Source organism: Bacteroides sp. 1_1_14 (genome assembly GCF_000162515.1).
Classification (GTDB): Bacteria; Bacteroidota; Bacteroidia; order Bacteroidales; family Bacteroidaceae; genus Bacteroides; species Bacteroides thetaiotaomicron.
The window spans coordinates 456,546-481,401 of sequence record NZ_GG774702.1 but is presented as its reverse complement, the minus strand read 5'-3'; the positions used below and the strand labels follow the sequence as shown (position 1 = coordinate 481,401).

The 24,856-nt window shown below is 40.3% G+C and carries 13 protein-coding genes; 2 read left to right on the top strand and 11 right to left on the bottom strand.

The annotated features are described in order from the left end of the window. Positions 1-70 precede the first annotated feature (70 nt). Both HMPREF9007_RS22520 and HMPREF9007_RS22525 read left to right on the top strand, forming a co-directional pair. On the top strand, positions 71-1,210 hold the full coding sequence (locus tag HMPREF9007_RS22520; RefSeq protein WP_008759848.1) for a glycoside hydrolase family 88 protein: 1,140 nt from the start codon (positions 71-73) through the stop codon (positions 1,208-1,210). 20 nt (positions 1,211-1,230) lie between these two features. Beyond that, positions 1,231-2,865, top strand: coding sequence for a rhamnogalacturonan acetylesterase (locus HMPREF9007_RS22525; RefSeq protein WP_008759847.1), 1,635 nt, complete (start codon positions 1,231-1,233; stop codon positions 2,863-2,865). A 78-nt stretch (positions 2,866-2,943) separates the two neighbouring features. Here HMPREF9007_RS22525 and HMPREF9007_RS22530 read toward each other — a convergent pair whose 3' ends face one another. From HMPREF9007_RS22530 to HMPREF9007_RS27400, 11 genes are all read right to left on the bottom strand, one after another. Then, positions 2,944-6,240: a DUF6250 domain-containing protein gene (locus HMPREF9007_RS22530; RefSeq protein WP_032850053.1), complete on the bottom strand. Its 3,297-nt coding sequence runs from the start codon at positions 6,238-6,240 to the stop codon at positions 2,944-2,946. A gap of 231 nt (positions 6,241-6,471) precedes the next feature. Beyond that, positions 6,472-7,125 carry a hypothetical protein gene (locus HMPREF9007_RS22535; RefSeq protein ID WP_008759845.1) on the bottom strand — a complete coding sequence of 218 codons (654 nt, stop codon included), beginning with the start codon at positions 7,123-7,125 and terminating at the stop codon, positions 6,472-6,474. Between the two features lie 23 nt (positions 7,126-7,148). Then, positions 7,149-8,735 (bottom strand): DUF4990 domain-containing protein, encoded by a 1,587-nt coding sequence (locus HMPREF9007_RS22540; RefSeq protein ID WP_008759844.1) that lies wholly within the window; start codon positions 8,733-8,735, stop codon positions 7,149-7,151. A 41-nt stretch (positions 8,736-8,776) separates the two neighbouring features. Next, complete coding sequence (locus tag HMPREF9007_RS22545; protein ID WP_016268532.1) at positions 8,777-10,534, bottom strand: hypothetical protein; 1,758 nt, start codon at positions 10,532-10,534, stop codon at positions 8,777-8,779. 5 nt (positions 10,535-10,539) lie between these two features. Further along, positions 10,540-13,698: a SusC/RagA family TonB-linked outer membrane protein gene (locus HMPREF9007_RS22550; protein WP_008759842.1), complete on the bottom strand. Its 3,159-nt coding sequence runs from the start codon at positions 13,696-13,698 to the stop codon at positions 10,540-10,542. Positions 13,699-13,715: 17 nt separating this feature from the next. Continuing rightward, positions 13,716-15,410, bottom strand: a complete 1,695-nt coding sequence (locus HMPREF9007_RS22555; RefSeq protein ID WP_008759841.1) for a hypothetical protein — start codon at positions 15,408-15,410, stop codon at positions 13,716-13,718. Between the two features lie 8 nt (positions 15,411-15,418). Beyond that, entirely contained in the window at positions 15,419-17,158 is a 1,740-nt protein-coding gene (locus HMPREF9007_RS22560) for a DUF5108 domain-containing protein (protein WP_008759840.1), read from the bottom strand. A gap of 9 nt (positions 17,159-17,167) precedes the next feature. Then, on the bottom strand, positions 17,168-18,703 hold the full coding sequence (locus HMPREF9007_RS22565; RefSeq protein WP_016268534.1) for a RagB/SusD family nutrient uptake outer membrane protein: 1,536 nt from the start codon (positions 18,701-18,703) through the stop codon (positions 17,168-17,170). A gap of 13 nt (positions 18,704-18,716) precedes the next feature. Beyond that, on the bottom strand, positions 18,717-22,004 hold the full coding sequence (locus HMPREF9007_RS22570) for a SusC/RagA family TonB-linked outer membrane protein (RefSeq protein ID WP_008759838.1): 3,288 nt from the start codon (positions 22,002-22,004) through the stop codon (positions 18,717-18,719). A 16-nt stretch (positions 22,005-22,020) separates the two neighbouring features. Then, a complete protein-coding gene (locus HMPREF9007_RS22575; protein WP_117576861.1) occupies positions 22,021-24,330 on the bottom strand; it encodes a fasciclin domain-containing protein in 2,310 nt (769 codons plus the stop codon). 156 nt (positions 24,331-24,486) lie between these two features. Beyond that, on the bottom strand, positions 24,487-24,856 hold a 370-nt coding region (locus tag HMPREF9007_RS27400), incomplete at its 5' end, for a hypothetical protein (RefSeq protein ID WP_277754604.1).

The following is a 24,856-nucleotide window of genomic DNA, read 5'->3' as shown; positions in this document are numbered from 1 at the left end:
AAGATTCCCCTATCTTTGCCCGTGAAATCAATTATAGTAGCTAATTTTATTTATAAACAGTTTTTATACCATGAAGAAATTACTCCTCTCATTTATTACAGCAACTCTCCTGAGTAGCATGTCTGCCGGTTCAGCCGGTGCGCAAGAGTTGCCCGAACAAAAGGAGACTTTGGCAACCATCGTAAAAGTAAACGACTACTTTATGAAAAAGTATGCCGATTATACCCTACCCTCGTTTTTTGGCAGAGTTCGCCCCAGCAATATCTGGACTCGCGGAGTATATTATGAAGGGCTGATAGCTTTATATAGCATTTACCCGCGCGAAGATTATTATAGCTATACATACGATTGGGCGAATTTCCACAAATGGGGAATGCGTAATGGAAACACGACCCGCAATGCGGATGACCAATGCTGCGGACAAGTTTACATTGACCTATATAATATGTGTCCCTCCGACCCTAACATGATCCGGAATATAAAAGCCAGCATCGATATGGTCGTAAATACTCCACAAGTAAATGATTGGGACTGGATTGACGCTATACAAATGGCAATGCCGATTTATGCCAAGTTTGGCAAGATGACCGGCGAACAAAAGTACTATGACAAAATGTGGGATCTGTATTCCTATACCCGCAACACAGAAGGAGAAGCCGGTATGTACAATGCCAAAGAAGGATTATGGTGGCGCGATCAGGATTTTGATCCTCCTTACAAAGAGCCGAACGGCAAGAACTGCTACTGGTCCAGAGGAAACGGTTGGGTATATGCAGCCCTTGTGCGTGTATTGGATGAAATTCCCGCTGACGAAACACATCGTCAGGACTATATCAATGACTTCCTGACCATGAGCAAAGCCTTGAAGCAATGTCAGCGTACAGACGGCTTCTGGAACGTAAGCCTCCACGATGAAAGCAATTTCGGAGGTAAAGAAACTTCGGGCACAGCCTTGTTTGTATACGGAATGGCATGGGGAATCCGCAACGGATTACTCGACCGTAAAGAATATCTCCCTGTTGCACTGAAAGCATGGAATGCAATGGTAAAAGAGGCAGTTCATCCGAATGGTTTCTTGGGCTATGTACAAGGAACAGGCAAAGAACCGAAAGACGGGCAGCCGGTAACTTACAAAAGTGTTCCCGATTTTGAAGATTATGGTGTAGGATGTTTCCTATTAGCAGGTACAGAAGTTTACAAGTTAAAATAAGAGCATTATTTATCAGGTAAATGAAAAACAAGGTATTTCACTGCTTATGCTGGCTCACAGCCATCATATGCAGCTTGCAGATGCAGGCACAAAACAACATTGCTTCTCCAATGAAAGATGTGAATCAGGTGGTAGACAACACACTGGACAGTCTGAATAAAGCACGCACGGCACGCCCCGTTGCCGGAGCAAGCCGTAAAGGTAACAATCCGGTCTTATTCCTGATCGGCAACTCTACCATGCGCACCGGTACTTTAGGAAACGGCAACAACGGCCAATGGGGCTGGGGATATTACGCAGGAGATTATTTCGACTCCAACCGAATCACCGTTGAGAATCATGCTTTGGGAGGAACTAGCAGCCGCACCTTCTACAACCGCCTCTGGCCGGATGTAATCAAAGGCGTGCAAGCCGGAGACTGGGTAATCATCGAACTGGGACACAATGATAACGGCCCCTATGACAGCGGACGTGCCCGCGCCTCCATTCCGGGAATCGGCAAGGACAGTCTGAATGTGACAATCAAAGAAACCGGAGCACAAGAGACCGTATACACATACGGCGAATATATGCGCCGTTTCATCAACGATGTAAAAGCCAAAGGAGCACACCCGATTTTATTCTCCCTGACTCCCCGCAATGCATGGGCAGACAAAGACAGCACCATCATTACCCGTGTCAACAAAACATTCGGTTTGTGGGCAAAGCAAGTAGCGGAAGAACAGAATGTTCCTTTCATTGATTTGAATGATATCAGCGCCCGCAAGTTTGAGAAATTCGGCAAGAATAAAGTGAAATATATGTTCTATATCGACCGCATTCATACCAGCGCTTTTGGTGCCAAAGTGAATGCCGAATCTGCCGCTGACGGAATACGCGCCTGCGAAGGGCTGGAATTGGCAAAGTATCTGAAACCTGTTGAAAAGGATGAAGCTACCGGTTCGAGTCGCAAAGAAGGACGCCCGGTATTGTTTACCATCGGTGACAGTACGGTTAAAAATAAAGATAACGATAAAAACGGTATGTGGGGATGGGGCAGCGTGATAGCAGATGAGTTTGATCTGAATAAGATATCTGTTGAGAATTGTGCTATGGCAGGACGCAGCGCCCGTACATTCCTTGACGAAGGTCGCTGGGATAAAGTATATCATGCACTCCAACCGGGAGACTTTGTTCTTATCCAGTTCGGACACAATGACGCTGGAGAGATAAATACCGGAAAAGCCCGTGCCGAATTGCCCGGCTCCGGAGAAGAAAGCAAAGTATTTTTAATGGAGAAAACAGGTAAATATCAAGTCATTTATACTTTCGGCTGGTATCTCAGGAAGTTTATCATGGACGTTCAGGAAAAGGGTGCGATACCTATCGTTTTAAGCCATACCCCACGCAATAAGTGGAAAGACGGAAAGATAGAACGCAACACTGCCTCCTTCGGCAAATGGACACGCGAAGCTGCCGAAGCTACCGGAGCCTATTTTATCGACCTGAATAAAATAAGTGCTGACAAGCTCGAAAAGAAAGGTATCAAGAAAGCGGCAGATTATTATAACAATGACCATACGCATACTTCTTTGAAAGGAGCGCACATGAATGCCAAAAGCATCGCAGATGGACTGAAAATGGCTGATTGCCCGTTGAAACAGTACTTGAAATAAGAGACAGACTCATCTGATATATTCATAAAGCGGTTAATGCATTTCACTGACAGTGCATTAACCGCTTTCTTCTAGCTATTATTCATCCATCGGAATGACCTCTTGCATATAGATAGCATCAAGGCTCCAAAGTGCCGCATCATTTGTACTGATGCTGACGCATTCATCCAAAGGGGCCGGAACTTCGGGTGGAAACAGTTTAGTGATCCGGAAAGGAGGCGCAGGTGTATGTTCCAGTCGGGTGAATAAATCCTCCCATGCCTCTTTTGCCATTAGTGCATCCCGCTTGTGGTAAGCAGCGTATGCCATCAGACGGGAAATTCGGAAACGGCTATGATTCAATTCCCACGCCTTTTGCTTATAACGTGCCGCATGGTCCAGCCACGCGTTTTTCCATTCGGGAAGGTCAATCATACGTATCATTTCGTTCATTACCTCAAAACCACCCATAATAGTCATTAAATGATTCGAAGATTCCAGCTTGGGATCACATTCACTGGTGATGATTCCCGTTGCCGGATCGAAACCCAGCGCTTTGGGTCCCGTAAAGATACGGTTGGGCAGGGCTGCTATACTTTTCATTCCGGCTACGATCTTATCCCGGTAAACAGTGTTGCCTGTACGCTCCCACTCCGTCATCCAGTTTCCGGCATACGCCAGCCAGTCCGGACCGATACGCAGTCGGGCAGGCGCCGTACAGGGATATTCACTGCGAGGCTGTGCCAGCCGCATAGGGTCTAATTCATATAGTTTCTGATCGGCATCCTTTACTTCAGTCATCAAGTCACCGCAACGTTCATCGGTAGTGAGATAATAATAAAAACGGTTCCATGCAGCCTGACTGATCCGGGCTTCTTTGGCACCGCATCCCCAATGGCTGACATTATGTCGGCTGCCTAATCCCGCGTTCGGTCCGATATGGTAAACGTCCACTTCGGCTGTATGACGGGTCATAGCTTCTGCCATACGCCAGATATCTTCACGACCTGTACGCAGGAAGTTGTACCACAACCACATATTAGAAGCCAGTTCCGTATTGTCCCAGGCAAATCCACCTATATCATAACGCCAAGTATGACGGACCGGGTCATAAGCATGCATCACATCTCCATAATTCCAAAAGCCATACCATTTATTCTGCTCTATGGCTTTACGATAAAAATCAATATATGCATCCAGGCGATCTTCTACCCGCGCACGAAAAGAAGTACTCCGGTCCGGAAGGCTCCATACGCCGAAAGCCTGCTGTGCATGAAGATAGTCTGGTGTGGGCAGCAATATTCCCGGTTCTGAGAGTGATTCAGCAACATCGGCAAAAGCCTTTTTTCCTGCATAACCTTTCTGTGGAATAAGTGTGAGTGTAGTGGTGCGGGCAATGCCATAAGGAGTACTCATTCCCTCCTGAACATCTTCGTAGCTGGCATTCAGATCATGAGCGACATTATCGTAGTGACGTAAGTCCATCGGTTCTCCTTCGGGGCTCCATAACCATGCCGTGATCGTTGCAGATGAAGTTTTGGCGCCCGATATTTCGAGGGATGAAGGATATGACTGCCAAAAATCATGCAGGCAGAGTCCCAAACCTCCCGTAATATCACCGACAAAAGCATAACCTCCGCTACGGGTGCCGGAGAAAGTTCCTATCCAGGGATTATTGTCATTGGCACGTTTGCAAATGGAGAAAGCATCAGCAGAGAGTTGAGACAAGCGATAATCGTTCCATGAAGCCCAGTTATCAAGAAGATCACGATTCTTCCCGTCAAAAGCCTCGTAAGGCGGAATGCGTTTGCCATCCATCTGTTGCTGTTGCAGAGAAAGTGTATCCTCTTTGCCGAGTGTCAGTTTACGCCGTCCTGCCAGCGGTTGTACCGGTTCACTCCAGACGCCTCCATTGGCACAAGAGAAAGCGACATGACGGTTATAAAGAGCTTCACGCATAGGAGCATCCATACGAATGCCCAAGGCACGAATAAAATCCTTATTTTGATCTCCGTCGTACACAAAGCTATGTACGATCTTGATCTGCTCACTTCCGGCGTAGAAGTAGAGACGGACTACGAACGGAAGCCACTCCCGTCCGGTTTCACTTCTGTGGGTGCCTTCCAGTTTGACGAGTGTCCGCACCTTACCTATACGTTCTACTGTGGCCGATGTCAATCTTCCGGTATAGTTAGTAAAAGTGATTTGAGAAGTATTTTCAAGGACCGGTTCGCTTTGAGTGTTGCATACAAGACGTGCTTTTTCACCGACTTTCACTCCTTCACGGAACAGACTGTCAATCATAAAATCTCCCTGACGAGGGATGTAAGCGGAAATAATTCCTGTCTCTATGCGGATACTTTGAGGTGTTTCAACAACAGATAGGGATAATTTATTGCTACGATCATCGGCAGTCCTTGAAGATGCTTTTTCTTTTGACTTTTTTCCGGTCTTTTTGAGTAGCAGTTTCTCCGTATTTTTCGGAATAACTCCGGCTATCCCTTTCCATTTCACAGAACCATCGGGCCAGTAGGCCAATGCCCAAGTATCTGTCGGAAGCATTTCACCTTTATCGGTCATCAGCTGCAAAGTGTGCTCCGGGTATAATTCTCCTTCATTGAAGGGAACTCCCAAACTTACCGCTTTGTTTTGCTGCGGAGTATTACCGATCCAGTGTAATGGTATTTCAGAAGTTTCCTGCGACGAACATTCATAATGAAAATTGGCGATACGAGTTCGGGACAAGGTGGTACGAAAGCCGAACCAACCTTCCGTAAGGGGTTCGGCATCGCGGAAATCCACCAATCGCACTCCATTTATATAATAACTAACCCTATTATTTTCATTCGTTATCTTGATATGATACCACTTGTTTGCCTCCAACAAATGGTCGGCATCTGTATATTCTTTCAAGATTGCGGGACGGGCTTTTGCATTTGTAACAGCCGCTTCGTTGCCGTCATAACGGCGAAAACGTGTAGTAGAATTATGATTCCCACCGTATCCCATATAGTAAAGTTGCAGGGAATAACAGTTCAGAAAGATGCCATTACGCCATTTCTCACGTTTCCATATATTATCGGGATACTGAGGGTCCGAAGCCATCCAAAAACAATTCAAGTCACTCAAGCGATCGCCTTCTGCCTCAACAACGACACACGCATCGTACTCAATGGTTACCTTGCCACTCATCTTTTCTTTTCGCCAAAGAGTTAAGCCTTTGGGAGAAAGAATTTCAGCAGTATCACCACGAAAGGTTACTTTATAATCCGGAGATTCGGACTCTACTTTCCAGTATTTATGAAACTGACGGGCGTTGAGTCCGGAGGTTTTATTATCCTGGGCGTTCGATGCCAAAGTAATAAGCAAGAACAAAAAAATAGATATGCTTTTCATATGCAAATAAACTATCTGATGTTGCAAAAATAAGAAAGGTCATCAAAGAAAGAAATAGAATATCATTCATTTCTATGTCTATTTGTGCAACCATTACATATTTTTCCAGTTTTACTATGTTTCCAATAGAAAAAGATTGCCACTTATTGTCTCATGAATCTTAATAATCCATACGCAATAAGTGGCAATAAGATAAGAATAACACTCTAATCTATTTTTATTCAATCAGAATCACTGTATAAACACCAGTTCTCCGACCTTCTCATCTGTACTAAAAACAACTGAACAAAGTCCATCTTTTATTTGAAGGATTTCCATTCCTGCCAAAATGAGTTCTTGAGGCTCCTCTGCCTCCTGATTACTTAAAATTAGAAGTTTAGCATTATCCTTTGCTCCTACAGAAGAGTCACCATCCCACGAGAGTATAAATTGTTTTCCTTCCATCAAATTAGTGACAGCAATACTACATACCTCTTGCGTTATCGCCCAATTGTTAGCCTTATTAAGTTCTATCATATCTCCCCAGACAAATCGCTGCGTATCAGTATTCAATACCTTTGATACAATTACGATATCTAAGGTAGCAATATGTCCCTCCATATCGGTTACTTTCATTGTCACCTTTCCGTATTTCTCTCCCTTGATATAAATTAGATTCTCACGGTATTTAGCTGACGCATACCCCTCGTCAGAAAAAGAGAACTGATATCCACCACTCCCATTTTCCACCTTCAATATACCTTCACTTCCTTCCTTGATTTGGATAGCTGCACGATCAAGCTTTAGTTCTCCCACAGTATCATCATCCTTACAGGAAGAAAAGAGACTAAACTGCAACAGGATCAAAACAAAACATAGTATATGAGCATTTATAAACTGTTTCATGTCCTTTTAAGATTATTCGGTTATTATCTTTTTATTTTCAATGTAATACTGCTTGTTACGTTTCCATTTGCATCTTCCACGGTAGCTTTCAGATTCAGGATACCGCTATATGACGACAGATCGGCCGTCTTATCATAAGCATCTTCCTGCTCTTCCCCGTTCTTATTGACGTATATCTTCGTAAATTGGTCAGCATTAGGTCCAACGACACTTGCTCTGTTACCCACCACAACGATAGTCGGCTTTTTCAACCAATCGAATTTGAGTTTGCTTGCATCATTCGAGGCAAAACATCCCATACCCCAAAAACGTAATTCAGCATCAGAAGTCAACCGCAAAAAATTAATATCAGGCAGACTTCCGTCAGCCTTACGCTCTTTCAGCAACTCCGTTTCATCCAAACTTAAAAAATCAGTATCCGCCAATACGTCTATTAAATCGAATGAATTGTTCTCTACGGTACTCTTACCTCTGTTTAACATTTCCAAAATAGTACTCCCTCTTTCACCTGCAAAAGACAGATTATTCCTGATTATATGATCATAGCCGGAAATATCTTCAGGAGGTAAAGTAATACCGTCTTTACGGTTTCTCATGTCAAAGTTACTTCCGCTTGCTGCTACAGTATTGTTTTCAAAAATAATTCCGCCCAAATGATGATTAGCATAAAAGCCTCTGGCTCTGTTATAATATGCAAGACAACCACGTACTTCATGTTGAGGTATCACACTTGGCAATTTTGGCAATGTAGTTGTACTCATTCCATAGCCTCCGGCTTTAAATCCCGTACCATTTCCGGCAGCATCTAGACTATTCGGCTTATATCCGTTATAAAATGCCCAACAGTTGATAATCTTCACAGCATCAAAGCAGTTGATTAAATCAAATCCGTCGTCACAATTATACCAAGCACGACATCCCTCAAACACATTGCCTGTACCTCTGCCTTGCCCGTTGATATGGCATCCGAAACCATCTACATTTTCTCCGCTCCCACCTTCGGAAACTGTGTCATAATTGTTATATGCATCACAATTGAGAATATGATTATTGTTTCCACCAGTCAGATAAAATCCGATTGCCATACCATCATGAAGTTTTAGGTCCTCATATAAATTATCATTGGCTCCTTGTACAACACGAAAACATTCAGACTGAGTATGTTCTGTTATGGTTACCTGAGTTCCAATCACATCAAATCCCTTAAAATGTAGATTAGAACCAGTTATATAAAACACAGTGACACGCTGCCCCACTGGCTTAACCTGAGAAAGGTCGAATATCGGTCTACCGGACTTATTAGGATTTGCCAGATAAGAAATAGGTTTACCGGCCTCTCCACTTTTACTCATATCAAACACACAATGATAAAGTCCATTGGTAGTGGTTGTCATTGGGGGTTGATCAGCAGGAACCACATAGATCCCCGGATTAATATAAACTACATCTCCTGCTGCTACCACCTCTTGTACTTTCATTATTGTAGCAAAAGGTTTACTTTCCGTTCCCGGATTGGTATCCTCTCCTTCCGGATCCATATAATATGTCTTTTGCGCAGCCAAGGGGACTGATAACATCAGTCCCAAAAGCAAACATGCTATTTTTGTCATATCTTTCATACTTTTCTTTTAATGAAGTTAAACCGTTTGAATTAATGAGAAGAAGCTGTCTTAGTCAAATCCCAAGGTACAAAATAAGCATTACTATTTTCAATCTTGCTCCTTATCTCAGCCTGCTTGCTCTCTGGATATTTCTCACATACAAAACGGGAAATAAGTGAATAATCATTCCAACGTTTGGCAATGCGAATCATGAGAGGATAAGTTTTACCTTCACATGGAAATTCAAGTAATGCTTCCTTTAGCAACTCAATATCGTTATGTTTCTTTATTTTCTGTTGAGCATCAGACAGTCCACTCAAATTATACTCTTCCTCAAGTTCCGGTTTTTCTTCCAATGCAGCATTCATATCATCCTCTGTTTCCCAAATTTCACGGTTTCCCAAACTTCCAAAAATTCCCCGGATACCCGCATCCGGATATCCGCGTCCATCAAATTTTGTCCATTGGTTGGTAAATCCTTGCCACATCACCGGGTCACCTAAGGTAACGTCACCGTTGTTAAAATAAGTATTCACACCTTTATTCATCAATACAGATACCGGAGTATAGCGATTCTGGAGATTCAATGCTTCCACCAACATAAAGTAAAGATCTGCAGTGTGATAAATATTAATATGTACATCATCGTTCTCTACTTTATGTCCGGATTTACTAAAGCCCCGATATTTCTGAATAGAATATTCTTCATCTACTACAATTTCTTTGAACGCCTTAAATCGCCCATCTGAAGTCTCTCTGGCTTTGTCGTCAGAAGGAGGATTGAAAGTTACATCCTTAAAACGTTTCACAGCCGGTAACGCAGCACGCAACATATACCCACCGCTGTAATCAAAATGCTTTAACAATGAATTCTTCTGGTTATATTTATAATCATACATAATTACCGATTCAGTAGCAGCATTCACCGGAGTAGCATTATCATACTGTCTTCCATACTGAGTAGAATAACTTCCTGAACGCATATACTTCACTTCGCCCGAATTATTAGCGCATCCTTCGAATGCCTTATTCATTTCCGACAACAACAGACTGGCTGCTGTAGCTCCGTCATTCTTCCATAATGCTATTTCTGCTTTCAATACAAAAAATTCCGGAACCATCATATCCCATCTTTTATATTCGTCGGAAACAGATGTGGAGCCTTCCGACGGATCCAACCATTCCCCCCATTTCATCAGATAGGTACCATCTATTCCATCATATCCGGTATTTAGCAAGTTATCGCAAGCATCAATGATTTCCGTCAGATCTTTTGTTTCATATTTTGAGAAATCGACCATACCATATACCGGATCATCAAACCAAACAGCTTGCCCATATATCTTTCCTAAAGTAAGATATATCCATACTTTAACTCTAACTGCACTACTGATAAGTCCTTTATAGTGATCAGCATCAATAGAAGTTTCATGAGCATCCTTGTATTCTTTCGCTTTATGCATATAATCATTGCATGCAATAATAACATCATAATATTTAGCAGGATCAGCATATGAATTTCCGCTCAAATCATCGTCATAATTATAAAGACTATATAACTCACTCGGAGTGTTCTCTGTCGGTTCCAACAATTCAGCACGTATATCAGTCAGATAAATAGCCTTATCGCCAATAGCTTGCATCTTAGTGACAATACCCAAAAAACCGGAATAAAGTTCCCCAACTTCCTTAACGTAATCGTCTCCTCTCAACTGCGTATCATTATCCGTTTCAAAGAAGTCGCTGCATCCAGTGCTTATAAACACTAGTACTCCTATCAATATTATATTTATATAAATTCGTTTCATTATTGTTAGAATTTTAAGTTAACGCCCACTTTTACTGTTTTGGGCTGCATCAATTTACCGTAATCTAATCCTTGAACATTCTCCGAATATGAAGAGGAGAATTCCGGATCCATTCCCAAATAATCAGTAAAAGTCAACAAATTCTCACCTGTAACATAAAGGGTTCCTGAACGGAAGAAGTTCCACACTGTCTTGGAGAAAGTATAGCTCAATGTCACGTTCTTTAGACGCAAGTAAGAAGCGTCTTCAATCCAACGTGAAGAAAAATAACTATTCCCTACAGGATCTTTCCATCTTGCGCGTGGTACATCTGTTTTTTGACCATCTACTGTCCAACGGTTCAGCACAGATAAGCTCTGGTTATTAGTAGTGGACATGGATTCTAGTTGTTGTCTTACAGCATTATATGCCATATTACCTTTTGAATAAGAGAATTCTGCGGAAAGAGCTAGACCTTTATATTTCAATTGAGTATAGAAACCTCCGAAATAGTCAGGAGATGCACTGCCCAACAATACACGGTCTTTATCATCAATTCTATGATCACCGTTCTGATCAACAAAACGGACATCACCAGCACTATAGCTTCTACCTGTACGATTGACAAGAGCTGCTTCATCAGCCTCAGCCTGAGTCGAGAAAACTCCATCAGCTTGATAACCATAGAATTGGTAAGGAGACTCACCCACACGATTCACGAGTTGCATGCCATTATAATTACCATCCAGTATTACTTGTTTTTCACCACCTAGTGCTTTGAGTTTAGCTGTAGATTTGGCAATATTCCCACCCACAATCCATTCAAAATTGCGTGTACGTAACAAAGATGCCTGTAAAGAGAATTCAACTCCCTTATTCTCCATTTTGCCAACGTTGGCATAGTACATTCCTGAACCGTGAACGGAAGTTGTAGGCATAGCGGTAATCATGTCACTGATTTGATTGTTGTAATAATCAACAGACATGCTCAAACGATCACGGAGTACTGACAAGTCCAGCCCTACATTCAACGATGCATTACGTTCCGGTTTCAATGAAGTATTCGGTATGTTAGAACGAACAATAGTTGAAAGTTGCATATAAGGAGCGGTAGAATAATAAAATCCTCCCATTGTAGACGAGAAACGAGTATTACCTGTTAATCCATACTCAGCACGCACATTCAATTTATTCATCCAGTCAGCATTCTGAAACAGCTTCCAGCCTTTACCCAATAAAGTAACTCCTACCGATGGATAGACATAGAAACGGGAGACATCTGTACCTGTAGATGAAGCAGCATCTATAGCCATATTCACAGATGCCTGTAATATATTGTTATAAGTATAATCAGCATGTGCATAATAATTCATCCAGTTCCAATTAGTAGTATATCCAGAGAAATAACGTCCTATAGTGTTAGTGCTTCCCAATGTCTGATAGAAATCATTACCTGTATTGCGTCCGTTTCCGGCATCATATTCATACTTCGATGTCAGCATCTGCCAACCTGCAATAGCGTTCAATTGATGCACATAATTGAATGTCTTCTTATAACTAGCATTCAGGTTCACAAACACTTCAAGCATTTCTACATCTCCTTCACTCACTGCATTCTCGCGTAATCCATATGTATCACTTACAGGTACTATAGTCGGATCGCTCTGTCCAGGAATAAAAACGTGCTCATTGTTATAATTATAAAACATGCCTACAGTTCCTGTCAAAGTCAGTTCACGAAAAGGATTATAGTGTAACCCAGCCCGCATATTCAAATCATACTGACGATTTTTAGCATTTAGTGTATTTATGATGGCAAGCGGATTACTTACACTGTAACTGCGATTCGTACTCCTACCATAATAATGAGGAGCATAAGTACTTAATGTGTTTCCATCCCGGTCTTTATCATACGGACTCAACATAGGAGATCTTCCATAAGCAGCCAAAATCGGATTGGTGGCAATATCCATACCTTGCATTTGATAATGTCCGTTCAAATATGCCAGACCAAGAGTAGCAAAGATATTCACTTTTTGGCTTACCAATACATTACCATTCAGTAATGTATGGAAACGCTCCATACTGGTATTATCCATTAAGCCATTCTCACGGTAATATCCTAGTGAAAGGTCATATTTAGCAATATTGTCACCACCTTCTACACGAAACAAATGATCAGTAGCAATGCTATTTCGATATATCTCATTTTGCCAATCTGTATTATTGTTATACAGATAGTTGTAACGCGGATCATTTGGATTTTGCATAAAAGGGAAATCCTTATAGAAATTCTGCGGATCAGAAGAGATAGTCATCCCTACATCTGCCAAATAATGTTTGTAATCTTCTACCCCCATCAACGGCATTCTTTTCTCATTCCAGTTTACTCCAAATGATCCATAGTAACTTACCCGAGTTTCCATATCATTGGATGCAGCCCCCTCAGTTTCAATCAAAATTACCCCATTCGAGCCCATCGAACCATACATAGCAGCTTCTGCTCCTTTTAGCACTGTAATGTTCTGTATGTCCTGCAAATGATAGAATTGGAAGATGTCACGAGTAAAGCCACCAATCAGTTCTGAAGATGTCTTGTCAGGCATATAGGGAACCCCATTGATAACCACTAACGGTGCATTATCACCAGTCAGTGTACGTATTCCCCGTAAGTTAAAATAACTACCTTCTCCAGGCATACCGCTATTACGCTTCATTTGCAAACCGGCTATTTGTCCCGTTAAAGCACGATCTATTTTACTAGTCCCGGGCATAAAATCCTTTTTGTTGATATTGGTAGCTGATGTATAATCCGAAAGTTCCATTTCCCCTTCACGACGGAAAGGAAGTATCATCGATTCATTATATTTGTAGCGATCTTCCGGTGTCATCATAATAATGATATGCTGACGGTCGTTTACCAATTGTTTGACTGAAAAATATCCAGGTGCCCACACACTGATTTCTTTTGCTTTCGAAGGGTCTTTCAGAGAGAACTGAAATGTTCCATCTTTTGTTGTCGTTACGTTCATTGTATCCATAACAGTGACAATAGCTCCCTCTACGGGTTTATTCTTGTTCGAAAGAATCTTTCCCGTCAGATTATGGCTTTCTTGTCCCCACACACTTGCTACTCCAAACAGTAGCAGTGCGGAAATGCTTAGTATCTCATTTATCTTTTTCATTTTCTAACCTGTCAAGATTAATAATTATTTTCTGTCGGACGGAAACACCAGCATAGCGGTTCCATACTTGCAGTAGTACCTATAGGCAATTCAATTGTAACTTCAATCTCTATTGGATCTCCTTCCGGAATAGTGAATGATTTACAAATTTCACCTCCGTCGCGATCATAGTTATTGTGATGATAAAGCTCATTGTAGCCTCCACCTGAACGGTCAAAATTAATTCCGCTTATTTGGGATTTAGTCATTTTCGCTATTTCCTCACCATTAATGTAAAAAGTAGCATCAACTTTTGAATGAGCACCATGGAATCCCATATAGAATGTATATTCTCCAGGAGGGAAAAGATATGCTTTCGGAGTCTTACCAGTAGGAGATGATGGATCATCCACCATTTGATAACATCTGAACTTGAACCTGCCGGGTTTAGTAGAATCCCGTGCATTAAGTATCAATATTCCATACTGAAGTTTCGGCCAATTAGGATTAGGTTGAAAATATCCAGGACTAGGAAAACAATTAAATTTCACTCTATTCAGCTTTATATTCTCACCAAAATCTTTGTCATACTGACCGATATATTTATATTCGGGATAATAAAACTCTTTAATCTGATCCTCAGTTAACTGATCCAAAGTCTCAAATCTTTCTTTAAACCTCCAAATCAGAATCTTATTTGTTGGAATCTTTAGTGAGGTTACCTTATAAGCCACTCCATTACTTAATTGAACAGGATTATTAACATCTACTTTATTAACCGTTGTTCGCCATTGCTGATCAAAAATAGAGTATAGGTCTATTTTATTTTCGTCTTCAAAGACTTCTTTCTCATACTGTTCTTTGAAGAAAGCGGTTTGGAAAATCCAATTCTCTAAAATAGAATCTTCTCGTTGTAATCCCCATTTGTCTAATTTAGCATGTGCTTCATTCAACGCTTTCGTTATCAAATCATTGTTAGGAACCAACAATGTTGCATGAATTGCCTCAGAATATATATCAAGCTTCTTATCCTTGAAATATTGACTTTGTACTGTAAATACGGAGTCATAAACAGTATTTCCAGTCTGATCAATTCCAATCGGTGTACTAGAGCCTTTATCAAATTTTTTTTCTGTACGAGCCAATACCATTTGCTTGAAAATCGAATAATTCTCATCCGGAAGGGTTTCCAAATATTCCATCAATGATTTAGGAGTATTAATATATTCCTCCAACTCATATATAAATGCATTATTAGTCTGAATTACCCTTTTCACCTTAGCTCCATTAAAATAAATTTCCTGAACTGAAGAACGGGTAACATCTGTTTCCGGCTTGGATACATTCACATATTTTCCATTCCACATGAGTAGTCGCTGTCCATCTTGCAGGCTACTTGGCGAAAGATAGGCATCAGTTATGTGAGATTGTGCAAGGAATGCTTTATCTGTTTCGGCATCAACCTCCTTACCATTATTTACTACCATCATGGTATATAATAACTCTTTTTCTTTCACTGTTTCAATAACACCGGTTTCTTCAAACAACTTATACATGTCCTGATATTCAGGTTCACTTTGTAGAAATTCACTGACCGGTTTATCCACTAGTTGAATGTTCATGTTTTCCACAACTGTTTCCTGCTTGGAATAGTGTGAATTCCAATCATCCGAACAGGCACACAGTCCAATAGAAACAACGACAGATGCTATGATATATTTACAATCTTTCATGGCTTCACTTAATTTACAGGTTCAAATAATAAATAATCCAACATTAAACGGAAATTTGCATTTGTGCTTGCAGTCGGGTCTTGTATTGTCAGTTTCAAAGAATGTGACTGCGTTTTATCAAACTCAATAGCATCGAACAGTGTAATACTTTCGTAAGTATGATTAGTATCATCTTTTTTACCGTCATAAACACGTTTAGAACTAGATTTGGAGCTTGAATTAGAACCATCAAATGAGAATGCAGTCAACCCTCCGTTACTGTTATTGGCTCTTTCACCCATAAACTTCATGGTAGGTTCATAAGCAAAGAACAAAGTGACTTTATACTTTCCTTTCAAAATGACCGGTGTGGTCATAGTCAACGTTCCATTATACCCGATATTAATAACAAGCATATCATAGTTCAAAAGCTTCCACCAGTCATATGTTTCAGATCCGCGAGCTATGCCATATTGCAAATAGTTCCATTCTGAAGTTTTAGCTCCACTGGGACCCAATGTCATCTGATAACATTCCACCTGAGAAACGATATCTGTTCTTCCAACAAGCTTCGCCAAGTTCGTATACTCTTCACTTTCATCGCGAGAACGTTGCTGATAAGGTTGCGCTTTCCCATAAGCAGCAACATAGGCAGCGATTTCTGGAAAATCACAAAAGTCAAAAGCGAAAGCAACAGGCTCCTGTGACACAATAGGCAAATAACCATCAATAGGCTGTATATAACCATTCTTAACCAGTTCATTGGCTTTCTCAGTAACAAATGTTACGCCTGCACCATTTCCGTCATCATTCAAATAACAGATTTGATTTACTTCAGAGGCTAAAATCAGGCTGTCAGCTCTGGTACCCCACAGTTTTTTCTTCTCCAAGATATTGTCATATGCTTGAAAAGCAGATAGTGTACGCGCCCCATTCAGTATATGATAAGCAATATAACTATTCAAGGCGTTTTCCCGATTTTCATAATCAGAGCCAGCATTCAGTTTAGCAACCAAGTCATCGAAAGAAGAAATTCCATCTCCAGCAAATACTTCATCAGATACTGAAAGTACTGTAAAATTTCGTTTCTGCTCTACTTGCATTCCAGATGGCCCACTAAGCAAAGATGTTACAATATTCAATGTATCCCGCCATCCGGTCCGTTCCAATGCCTGACAGAAAATCTTGTGATCTGTTTTTGTTGAGAGACGTTCATAAATGGTCTCTATTGCAGGGTTTAATACATCATCAAGTACATATATACGTCCATTAGCAGTAGTTATGGCAAATTCACTCACATGGGCTTCCTGATTTACAAACACGGAACTAAGCCCACCTTCAACAGTATTGTCATCAAAAGTAATCTGTAATGCATCCCCCGAAAGTGTTCTACCAGGTAGTTCGCCCCCCTTCACAAATTCTTCTTGATCAATGGAGTCATTGATAATATGATACTTAGCCAAAGTACGCGCATATTCACGTCCTAGTTCCTCTATAGAAGAAATATTCTTCTTTTCATAAAACCGTTGTACAGCATCATTTGTAGGTGCCAGTACGGTAAAAGCATCGTCGGCACGATTGATTGCATTAAACAAGTCTCCATATTTCAGTATCTTTATCCATTCGGAAAAGTCATTCGAACGGTTTTGAAGATAACTGCCCGCAGGCTGTACATCGTACACCTGATATACCGTGTCTTTATACGGATCATCACACGAATAATAAGCAACGAATCCGAGCAATAAACAAAGTTTTATTATATTTTTCATAGCAATTAATTAATTTGCAGTTACATCATAATAAGGATTTTGAGTCAGTACCGGGTTACGGTCTATTTCGTCCTGATGGATAGGTAAGAACCAAGCATTGTTGTCTTTCAACACTGAACGTAGCCATTTAGAACCAATAGAAGAATTATTGGCTACAATCAAATCTATAAACGATGTCTTATACTTATAGTTCTTCGCTTTTCCGAAACGCACCAGATCATACCAGCGTTTTCCTTCAGCAGCAAGTTCCATATCCCGTTCTTCCAACAAAGCTTTCAGCATTCTTTCCTCGTCGGATTTAACATCATCATCCAGTTTGTTGATTTGAGTACGGGTACGCACCTTATTTATCAATTCCAAGGCGGTAGTATAATTTGTCTCACCACCTTGCCAAATTAAAGCTTCCGCTTTCATTAACAAAACATCAGCCATACGGTAAAGAATCCAATTGGCATCTTTCGTACCTCGGTCACCATCCAGCATATAACCAGATCCCTGAAATTTCCAAATGCAATATCCTTCTACAGATGTACTGTTTCCAGATGGTTTAAAAGCACCCAGATAAGTACGTATTGAAGCCGGATAGTGCGTATATTCCTGATTTAAACGCTGACACATCGCTTTGGAATACTGGAATTTCGCAATTGAAGAGATCCCCCAAGGGTAAACAGTAGATGGACTATTGGCTGTTTGCGCATAAGTTTTTTCATCAAAATTTATTTCAAAGATAGACTCATTACTATTGCCGGGATTATACATATTGAACCATTGAGTCGGATCCTCCACAAATGCAGGACGATAAGCAGATGTTGAATTAATCAACATATCTGCATATTCAACACAGCTTTCATAATCTTCACTCCACAGACAAACATCCGCCATCAACGCATATAATGCCCACTTTGTTATGCGTCCTTTTGTCATGCCACTCCAGTTATCATCATCATAAAACTCTTTGGCAGCCCCAGTAGATAATGCCGTCTCAATATCCGATTTGATTTGGGCAACGATTCTCTCTTCAGAAGACTTCGGAACAGAAACAGCATAATCATCAGTCATATAAGGTTCCAAAATAAGCGGTGCTTCCTTAAAGTTACGTACCAGCGTGAAATAAATCCATGCACGCATGAAATATGCTTCTGCCAAATTGGAGTTCATTACAGCCTCATTATAGGTTTCATCGATAGCCTGTACGTCCGGTGCATATTTAATAACAGAATTGGCAACGTTTAAAACATTATAAAACGGTCCCCACTTGCAAAGAGTAGATGAGGCTGTTATCTGAAAGTTCTGTAAATCCTGCATCTTAGTATCCTGGTAAGCATAAACTGAACCTCCTCTGAGTTCCCCCCAATAAACAAGGGATGGAACTGTTGTTCGCATTTCTGAATAGCCTTGTGCCAGTACCTCTTCAACCTGTTCTTTCGTCTTCCAGTAATCCGCAGCCACCTGCTCGTTGTTGGGAACCACGTCCAGCCAGTCATTACAACCGGAAAGCAGCAGACTTGCTCCGGCAATTGTTAAACTTATAAATATCTTTTTCATCATTATAATCGCATTAGAAACTTAAATTTATACCAAATGTATATTTTCTTGCAACAGGAGTTGTCGAGCCGTCTGTTGCCAGTTTCGTTGGTTCTGACGGAATAGAGACTTCCGGATCTTGACCGGTATAGTTAGTCCACGTAAACAAATTGTAGCCTGTTGCGAAAATACTCAGAGAGTTAATTCCGAATCTGTTGCATATCTTTTTGGGGAATGCATAATTCAAAGTCAGTGTTTTCAGACGGACAAATGAAGCATCTTCTACAAAACGGTCTGATCCCAAGTAATTATATCCCTGATTAAAGAGTGCACGTGGAATATCCGTTTCATCCCCTTCATTTTTCCATCTCCGCAGTACTGCCGTACTTTGATTAGATGCGTTATACATAGCCTCGTTATTCATGCGAGTACTATTAACAATGGATTGACCGAAGCGTCCATGGAAGAAAGCACTGAGTGACAATTGTTTCCATTTAACAGTCAATCCTGCTCCACCTGTTACCACAGGATTTGAATTTCCTAAATAAACGATGTCGTATTGATTAATAACACCATCATGGTTGACATCTTCATATTTGGCATCTCCCGGCTGACAAGTAGCTGTCAGATTTTTCATAACAATAGGCTTACCATTGGCATCATTCATCACCTGCCCTTCTGCATCACGTGCATACGTAGCATCTGTATTCTGATAAACTCCCAGATAACGATAACCATAGAATGAACCGATAGGCTGTCCCACAATCACACGAGCAGCATAAGTACCATTTTTTGCTTCATAATTCTCTTGATTCATATTACCGGGCAATTCAGTAATACGATTCTCATTACGACTAAAGTTTACATAACCACTGATGGTCCAATCTTTTGTTCTCAAGGCTATAATGTCTGCACGGAATTCCCACCCCTTGTTTTCCATCTTTCCAGAATTGGAATATTTCACAGTCCCGAAACTTGAGCTTGAAGGCAATTTATATTCCTTCTGTAACAGATCTTCGATATATTTGCGGTAGTAATCAAATGTAAATCTCAATCGTCCTCCAAATGTAGACACATCTACACCATAGTTATATTCGGTCGAGGTTTCCCATTTCAGATTATCTAACTGCATACGATCTTGTTTAGTAGCTGACATATTCATATAGTCATCCCCTTTTTTGTAAGCTCCCAAGTAAACACCTGAACCACTAGGTGCACGTCCACTCTGTCCTACACTGAAACGTACTTTTGCTTCATCCAACCAGCGATCTCTAGCTTTCTCCAAAATTGGTTCATTCTGAATATTCCAAGCAAACCCTGCAGCCGGGAAATAGCCCATCCGCTCATTGCGACCCATTGCCGAATTACCTTCAGCATTCATTGAACCATGAAATACATAACGATCCAACAACGTATAATTCACTACTCCAATAAAAGCTGCACTACGGGTTTCCGACTCACCTGAATCCATTTTATAAACAGCAGTTCCCACTGTTGGATCCGACAGACTTGAAGAGGCGTTACCATAAGTAATGCTATTATAACTGGAATTGAGATCCTGGGAAGTACGCACTACCGCATTGGCAATCAAATTATGCTTGTTATTCCAGTTTTTAATATACATCAACTTATTTTCAGTCTGAAGTGAAAGTTTATCGGAATAGGCGTCTCCACTTTGGTTGTTATATTCACTGTCCTGCTTCACTCCTGTCACAACTTGCGGCAAGAAACGACGTGTTTTAGTAGTACGCATATTAATAGACACCAGCCCTTTATAAACAAATCCCGGCAAAATAGTGTAATCAGCACGAAAGTTGACCTTACTTTCCCGTTGTACAGTGTTATTCATAGCTTCATAAACCATGGCCACAGGATTATAATTTTGAGCATTTTTATAGTTACTGCCTACACTAAAATTACCTTCAAATTCAGGGTCGTGATATGTAAAATAATCGTTTGTTAAAGCTCCTGTTCTGTCATTGACTGTATAAGGAGATTTATTCGGCATCTTACTCAATGCCTGGGCACGAACATTATCTGTCCAGTTGGCATCTTTACCGGTTTGTGAATAAGAAAAGTCTGCACCAAAATTCAATTTGTTAGAGAATTTGTAGTCTACTCTCATTGAAGTATTGAAACGTTTCATAGACGTTCCAATAGTAGTACCAACATCACTCAGATAGCCTAATGCAAAACGATAAGTAGCTTTTTCACCACCACCACTCATTGAAAAACTGTTGTCTGAAAGCAAGGCATCCTGACGTATGTAATCCAGCCAGTTAGTATTTTGGTTATATTCGTCATAATATTGCCAATCCGGATTGTCACCAATAGCATTCGAATTAGTCAGTTTATCCAAATAAGAGTTCGTTCCATTTTGCAATCCTATATATCTGGCAGAGTTCCACAGTGCTTCCTGCATGAGTGAAGTATATTCCTTTCCATTCAGCATCGGAATTGTTTTCGGTTCTTCCTTTAAAGTCCATTTAGAAGAGAATGAAAAACTTGTTTTCCCCGTAGTTCCTGTTTTGGTTTTAATGACCAATACACCATTGGCACCCTGTGTACCCCAAATCGCAGTGGCAGAAGCATCTTTCAATACTTCTATGGATTCAATGTCATTGGGAGAGATATTCAAAAGTGCTCCCAAATCTTCTTCATTGGCAGTAGAAAAATCAAAATCATCGCTAATGCTTGTTGGATAAGGTACACCATCAATGACAATCAATGGATCGGATGAAGCATTCAAAGTACTGGTACCACGGATACGAATAGCACTACGGGTTCCAGGATCACCACCCCCAAGCACAATATCAACACCACCTAACTGTCCCTGAAGAGCATCTTCCACAGATACAACCGGGGCAGTTGCCACCAAATCATCCATTTTAACTTTTTGAGTAGCAGAAACCATCTCCTTATTTGTGATTCCCATATCATTACGCTCAATACGACGAGCAGTAACTTCTACCTGGTCTATGGACTTAGTATCCGAGTCCATACGGACATTCAATAAGGTTTGACCTGTATACTTTATACGCTTGGTTTGCATCCCAATATAAGAAAATACAATCGTAAGATTTGTTTCTCCTTCAGGAATAGTCACATTATACTGCCCATTTAAGTTAGTAATTCCACCACCTAAAGAGCGGTTTTGATTATTAACAATGTTCACATTGACACCTACCAAAGGCTCAGCAGATGTACCCAACAATTCAGTAACAGTACCGGATACGACTTTCCGCGTCTGCGCTGCCATTTCCATCACACTGGATAGAAGAATGGCTATCAATACAAAAAAGATTTTATTTATCTGTTTCATACTATCAGATATTCAGTTAATTAAAAACACCATCTATTATATGGAAGGCACCGTCGCTGAATGCAAACGGGAAATATTCATAGTCAGGCACCACATTACGCACTGCCCCTCCCTTCCACTGCACAGACAAAGAAGAACCATTGTCATTGTAATTTACAGTCGCACCGTTTATCGCCTGATATGCTCCTGTCAACCACGTATCCGATCCAATATAAGGACATCCGGACACCTGCGGAGTAGATTTAGAATTGAAAATATAGTTCGTCAGATATGTCCTCAAAGCATCGGCATCGGTAACAGTAGCATTTAGAACTCCATCAGCACCGACAGAACCTTCTATTCCCGGAATCCCTCCTTCTTGCAAAGCTTTTGCCAATACATCATTGGAAGGAATAAAAGCTACGATACGACCTGACAGTTCTGTCCACCATGCATACGTTTTGCCATCCTCCATAAGATGGAACATATCAGCTACTCTCATCAATTGCGCAAAAACAAAATAAGGATATTTCTTTTCAACTGCAGAAGTTAACAGACTTTTCATCGTTTTTCCTGTAGTATAGCCGAATACACCTGCATCATTTGCTGCATATGCATACACTTTCCCATTATTCCAGTCAGCTCCATCATTTTTCACTTCTTCTACATCAACAAAAAGTGAAGAAAGGGTTGTTTCATCCGGAGTTAATCCCAAAATACTGTTAAAATTATCATTTGTAGCAACCTTTCCATTCCTCACGAACCAATATGTAGCAGAATTTTGAGTCGAGAACACACCTCTTGTCTGTTTTTTAAGGTCTATTTCACCGGCGACAGTATGTACATTCAAGATTTGCCGCAAGGTAGACGTAGAAACGGCTTTATAACTATCATCATCACCCGGCTCTCCTAACATATATTCTACTCCGTTAGGAACTAATTTCATATCACTGATTTCAAAATTTTCGTTACTCGTTATCAAGAAGGTATACTTAGTAACATCCGAACTATAAATCTGCAACATACCAGCTTGATATAAAGTATACAAAAAGTCAACATACTTTGCATTAAGGAAAGTCGGACCTATGACAGATTGGAACATATCCGGCATTTCTAACTTATCCAGCCCATAAAAACTACCATTCACACAAATACTTTTATCTTTTACTGTATACGGGTCAAACGAATAAGAAGTACCATAATTGTTTTTAAGGGTTTTCACTTCGTCAGGGAAAACAATTGAACCACCATATACACATTGATCAATCAAGAGTTTAACAGGCAATGGATCTACATTGGATAGTGTCGGATAACCATTCGGCAACCAATACTTTTTATGGAAGTCATCAAAAGCATTGTTCGAAGGAGCAAAAACACTATATGAGATAGATGCCAATTCTGGAAATAGACGGTAATTAGAAACAGGCCATTCCAGAGCAATATTAGCCAAACCATAGTTTTGGTGTTTATGCAGAAAGAGACTATCTACTCCTACAGCATTACTATAGTTATTAGACAGATCTTGGTCGTATTCATAAGTACTATATGTATTGTAGAAGTCTAAAAAGTCAGAATATTCTGTTTTTTTCTTCATTGCATCATAAATTGTCTCAAGTGGTTCTAATACCTTATTAATAGTATATATATAGCCATTATTGGCTATAATCTGATAATTTGTAACGCTTGCATTAGATACATTGAAACCGTCATCCCCTGTCCATGTGGAGTTTGGATAAAAATATTCATAGTTCTTTTTGGCATCAATACCTTTTGACTTGAATATGTTATGAGAAAAAACCGGAAGAAAACGTTCTAAATGATAAACTGTTACTGTTTTCTTATTTATCTGGTCGACTTCTGTTGTTACAGGGCTAGTACTATGCGTACGAAACTTGTAGTACATTCCCGGTTGTAGCATTCCTAATTCTTCTTCATCCTCCCCCATCGAATTGTTTTCTGGGCGAAAATTCTCAAGGTCGCTCTTATTATAAGAGTAATAGATCAAGTGAAAACCAATTAACTTCTTTAAGTCGTCTGTTGGTATATCCTTCACCGAAACATAACCTTTCTTTTCAAGATAGTCAGCAAAGGCATCATTATCCGGTGCCATAACCGTAGCTATACTTTTCCCATCAAGTACAGGACGAAAACCAGATAATTCCGCAGCCTCCAGAAACATAGAATATTTACTTCCGTATTCATCGGAAGAAAGAACTTCCCAAGCCGTACCTTTCAGCCATGCCGGTTTTTCATAGTGTTCATCCATCTTGTCTTCACAGGACAGGAAAAAGGAAGAGAGGAACAATAGTAGCAGCAAATGCCGCTTTCGAATCATTGCATTTCTCATAATACTAAAAATTATATTAAGTTATAATTAAAAATCTGCTAAAAAGAAGTTTGGTATCGTGGCTAACAAAAAAAGACTTGCGCTCGATGTTAATAACTGCATAGATTCATATACATTCATATAGTTTCCGTAGTTTTTCATAATGATATAGTAATATTAAGTTAAACAAAAGTTAGATTCTGTTTTCGAAAGGTACTTTATTATAAATACCTGTGAAAAACTGTTGCAAACATAAGGAGTTAGTGAAGAAATACCAATGAAGAATCGTACAAAAGCATGGAAAATACCGTCTTTTGCACGAAAATCCATGCAATGAATCCATTTTTTTATTAAGAAAGAGTGTTCAGAGAGGATTTTTATTCCTTTTTCGTTGTATGGAGAATAGTTATTTATAAAACAAAACCCTAAAAGCAATATGGCAAATTTTTCAATTGTAATTGTGCCAACTAAGAAGTTGGCAAATGGCAGACATCGGATAAGGATAGCAGTAGCGCATCGGTCTAAGACCAGATACATTTCCCTACTC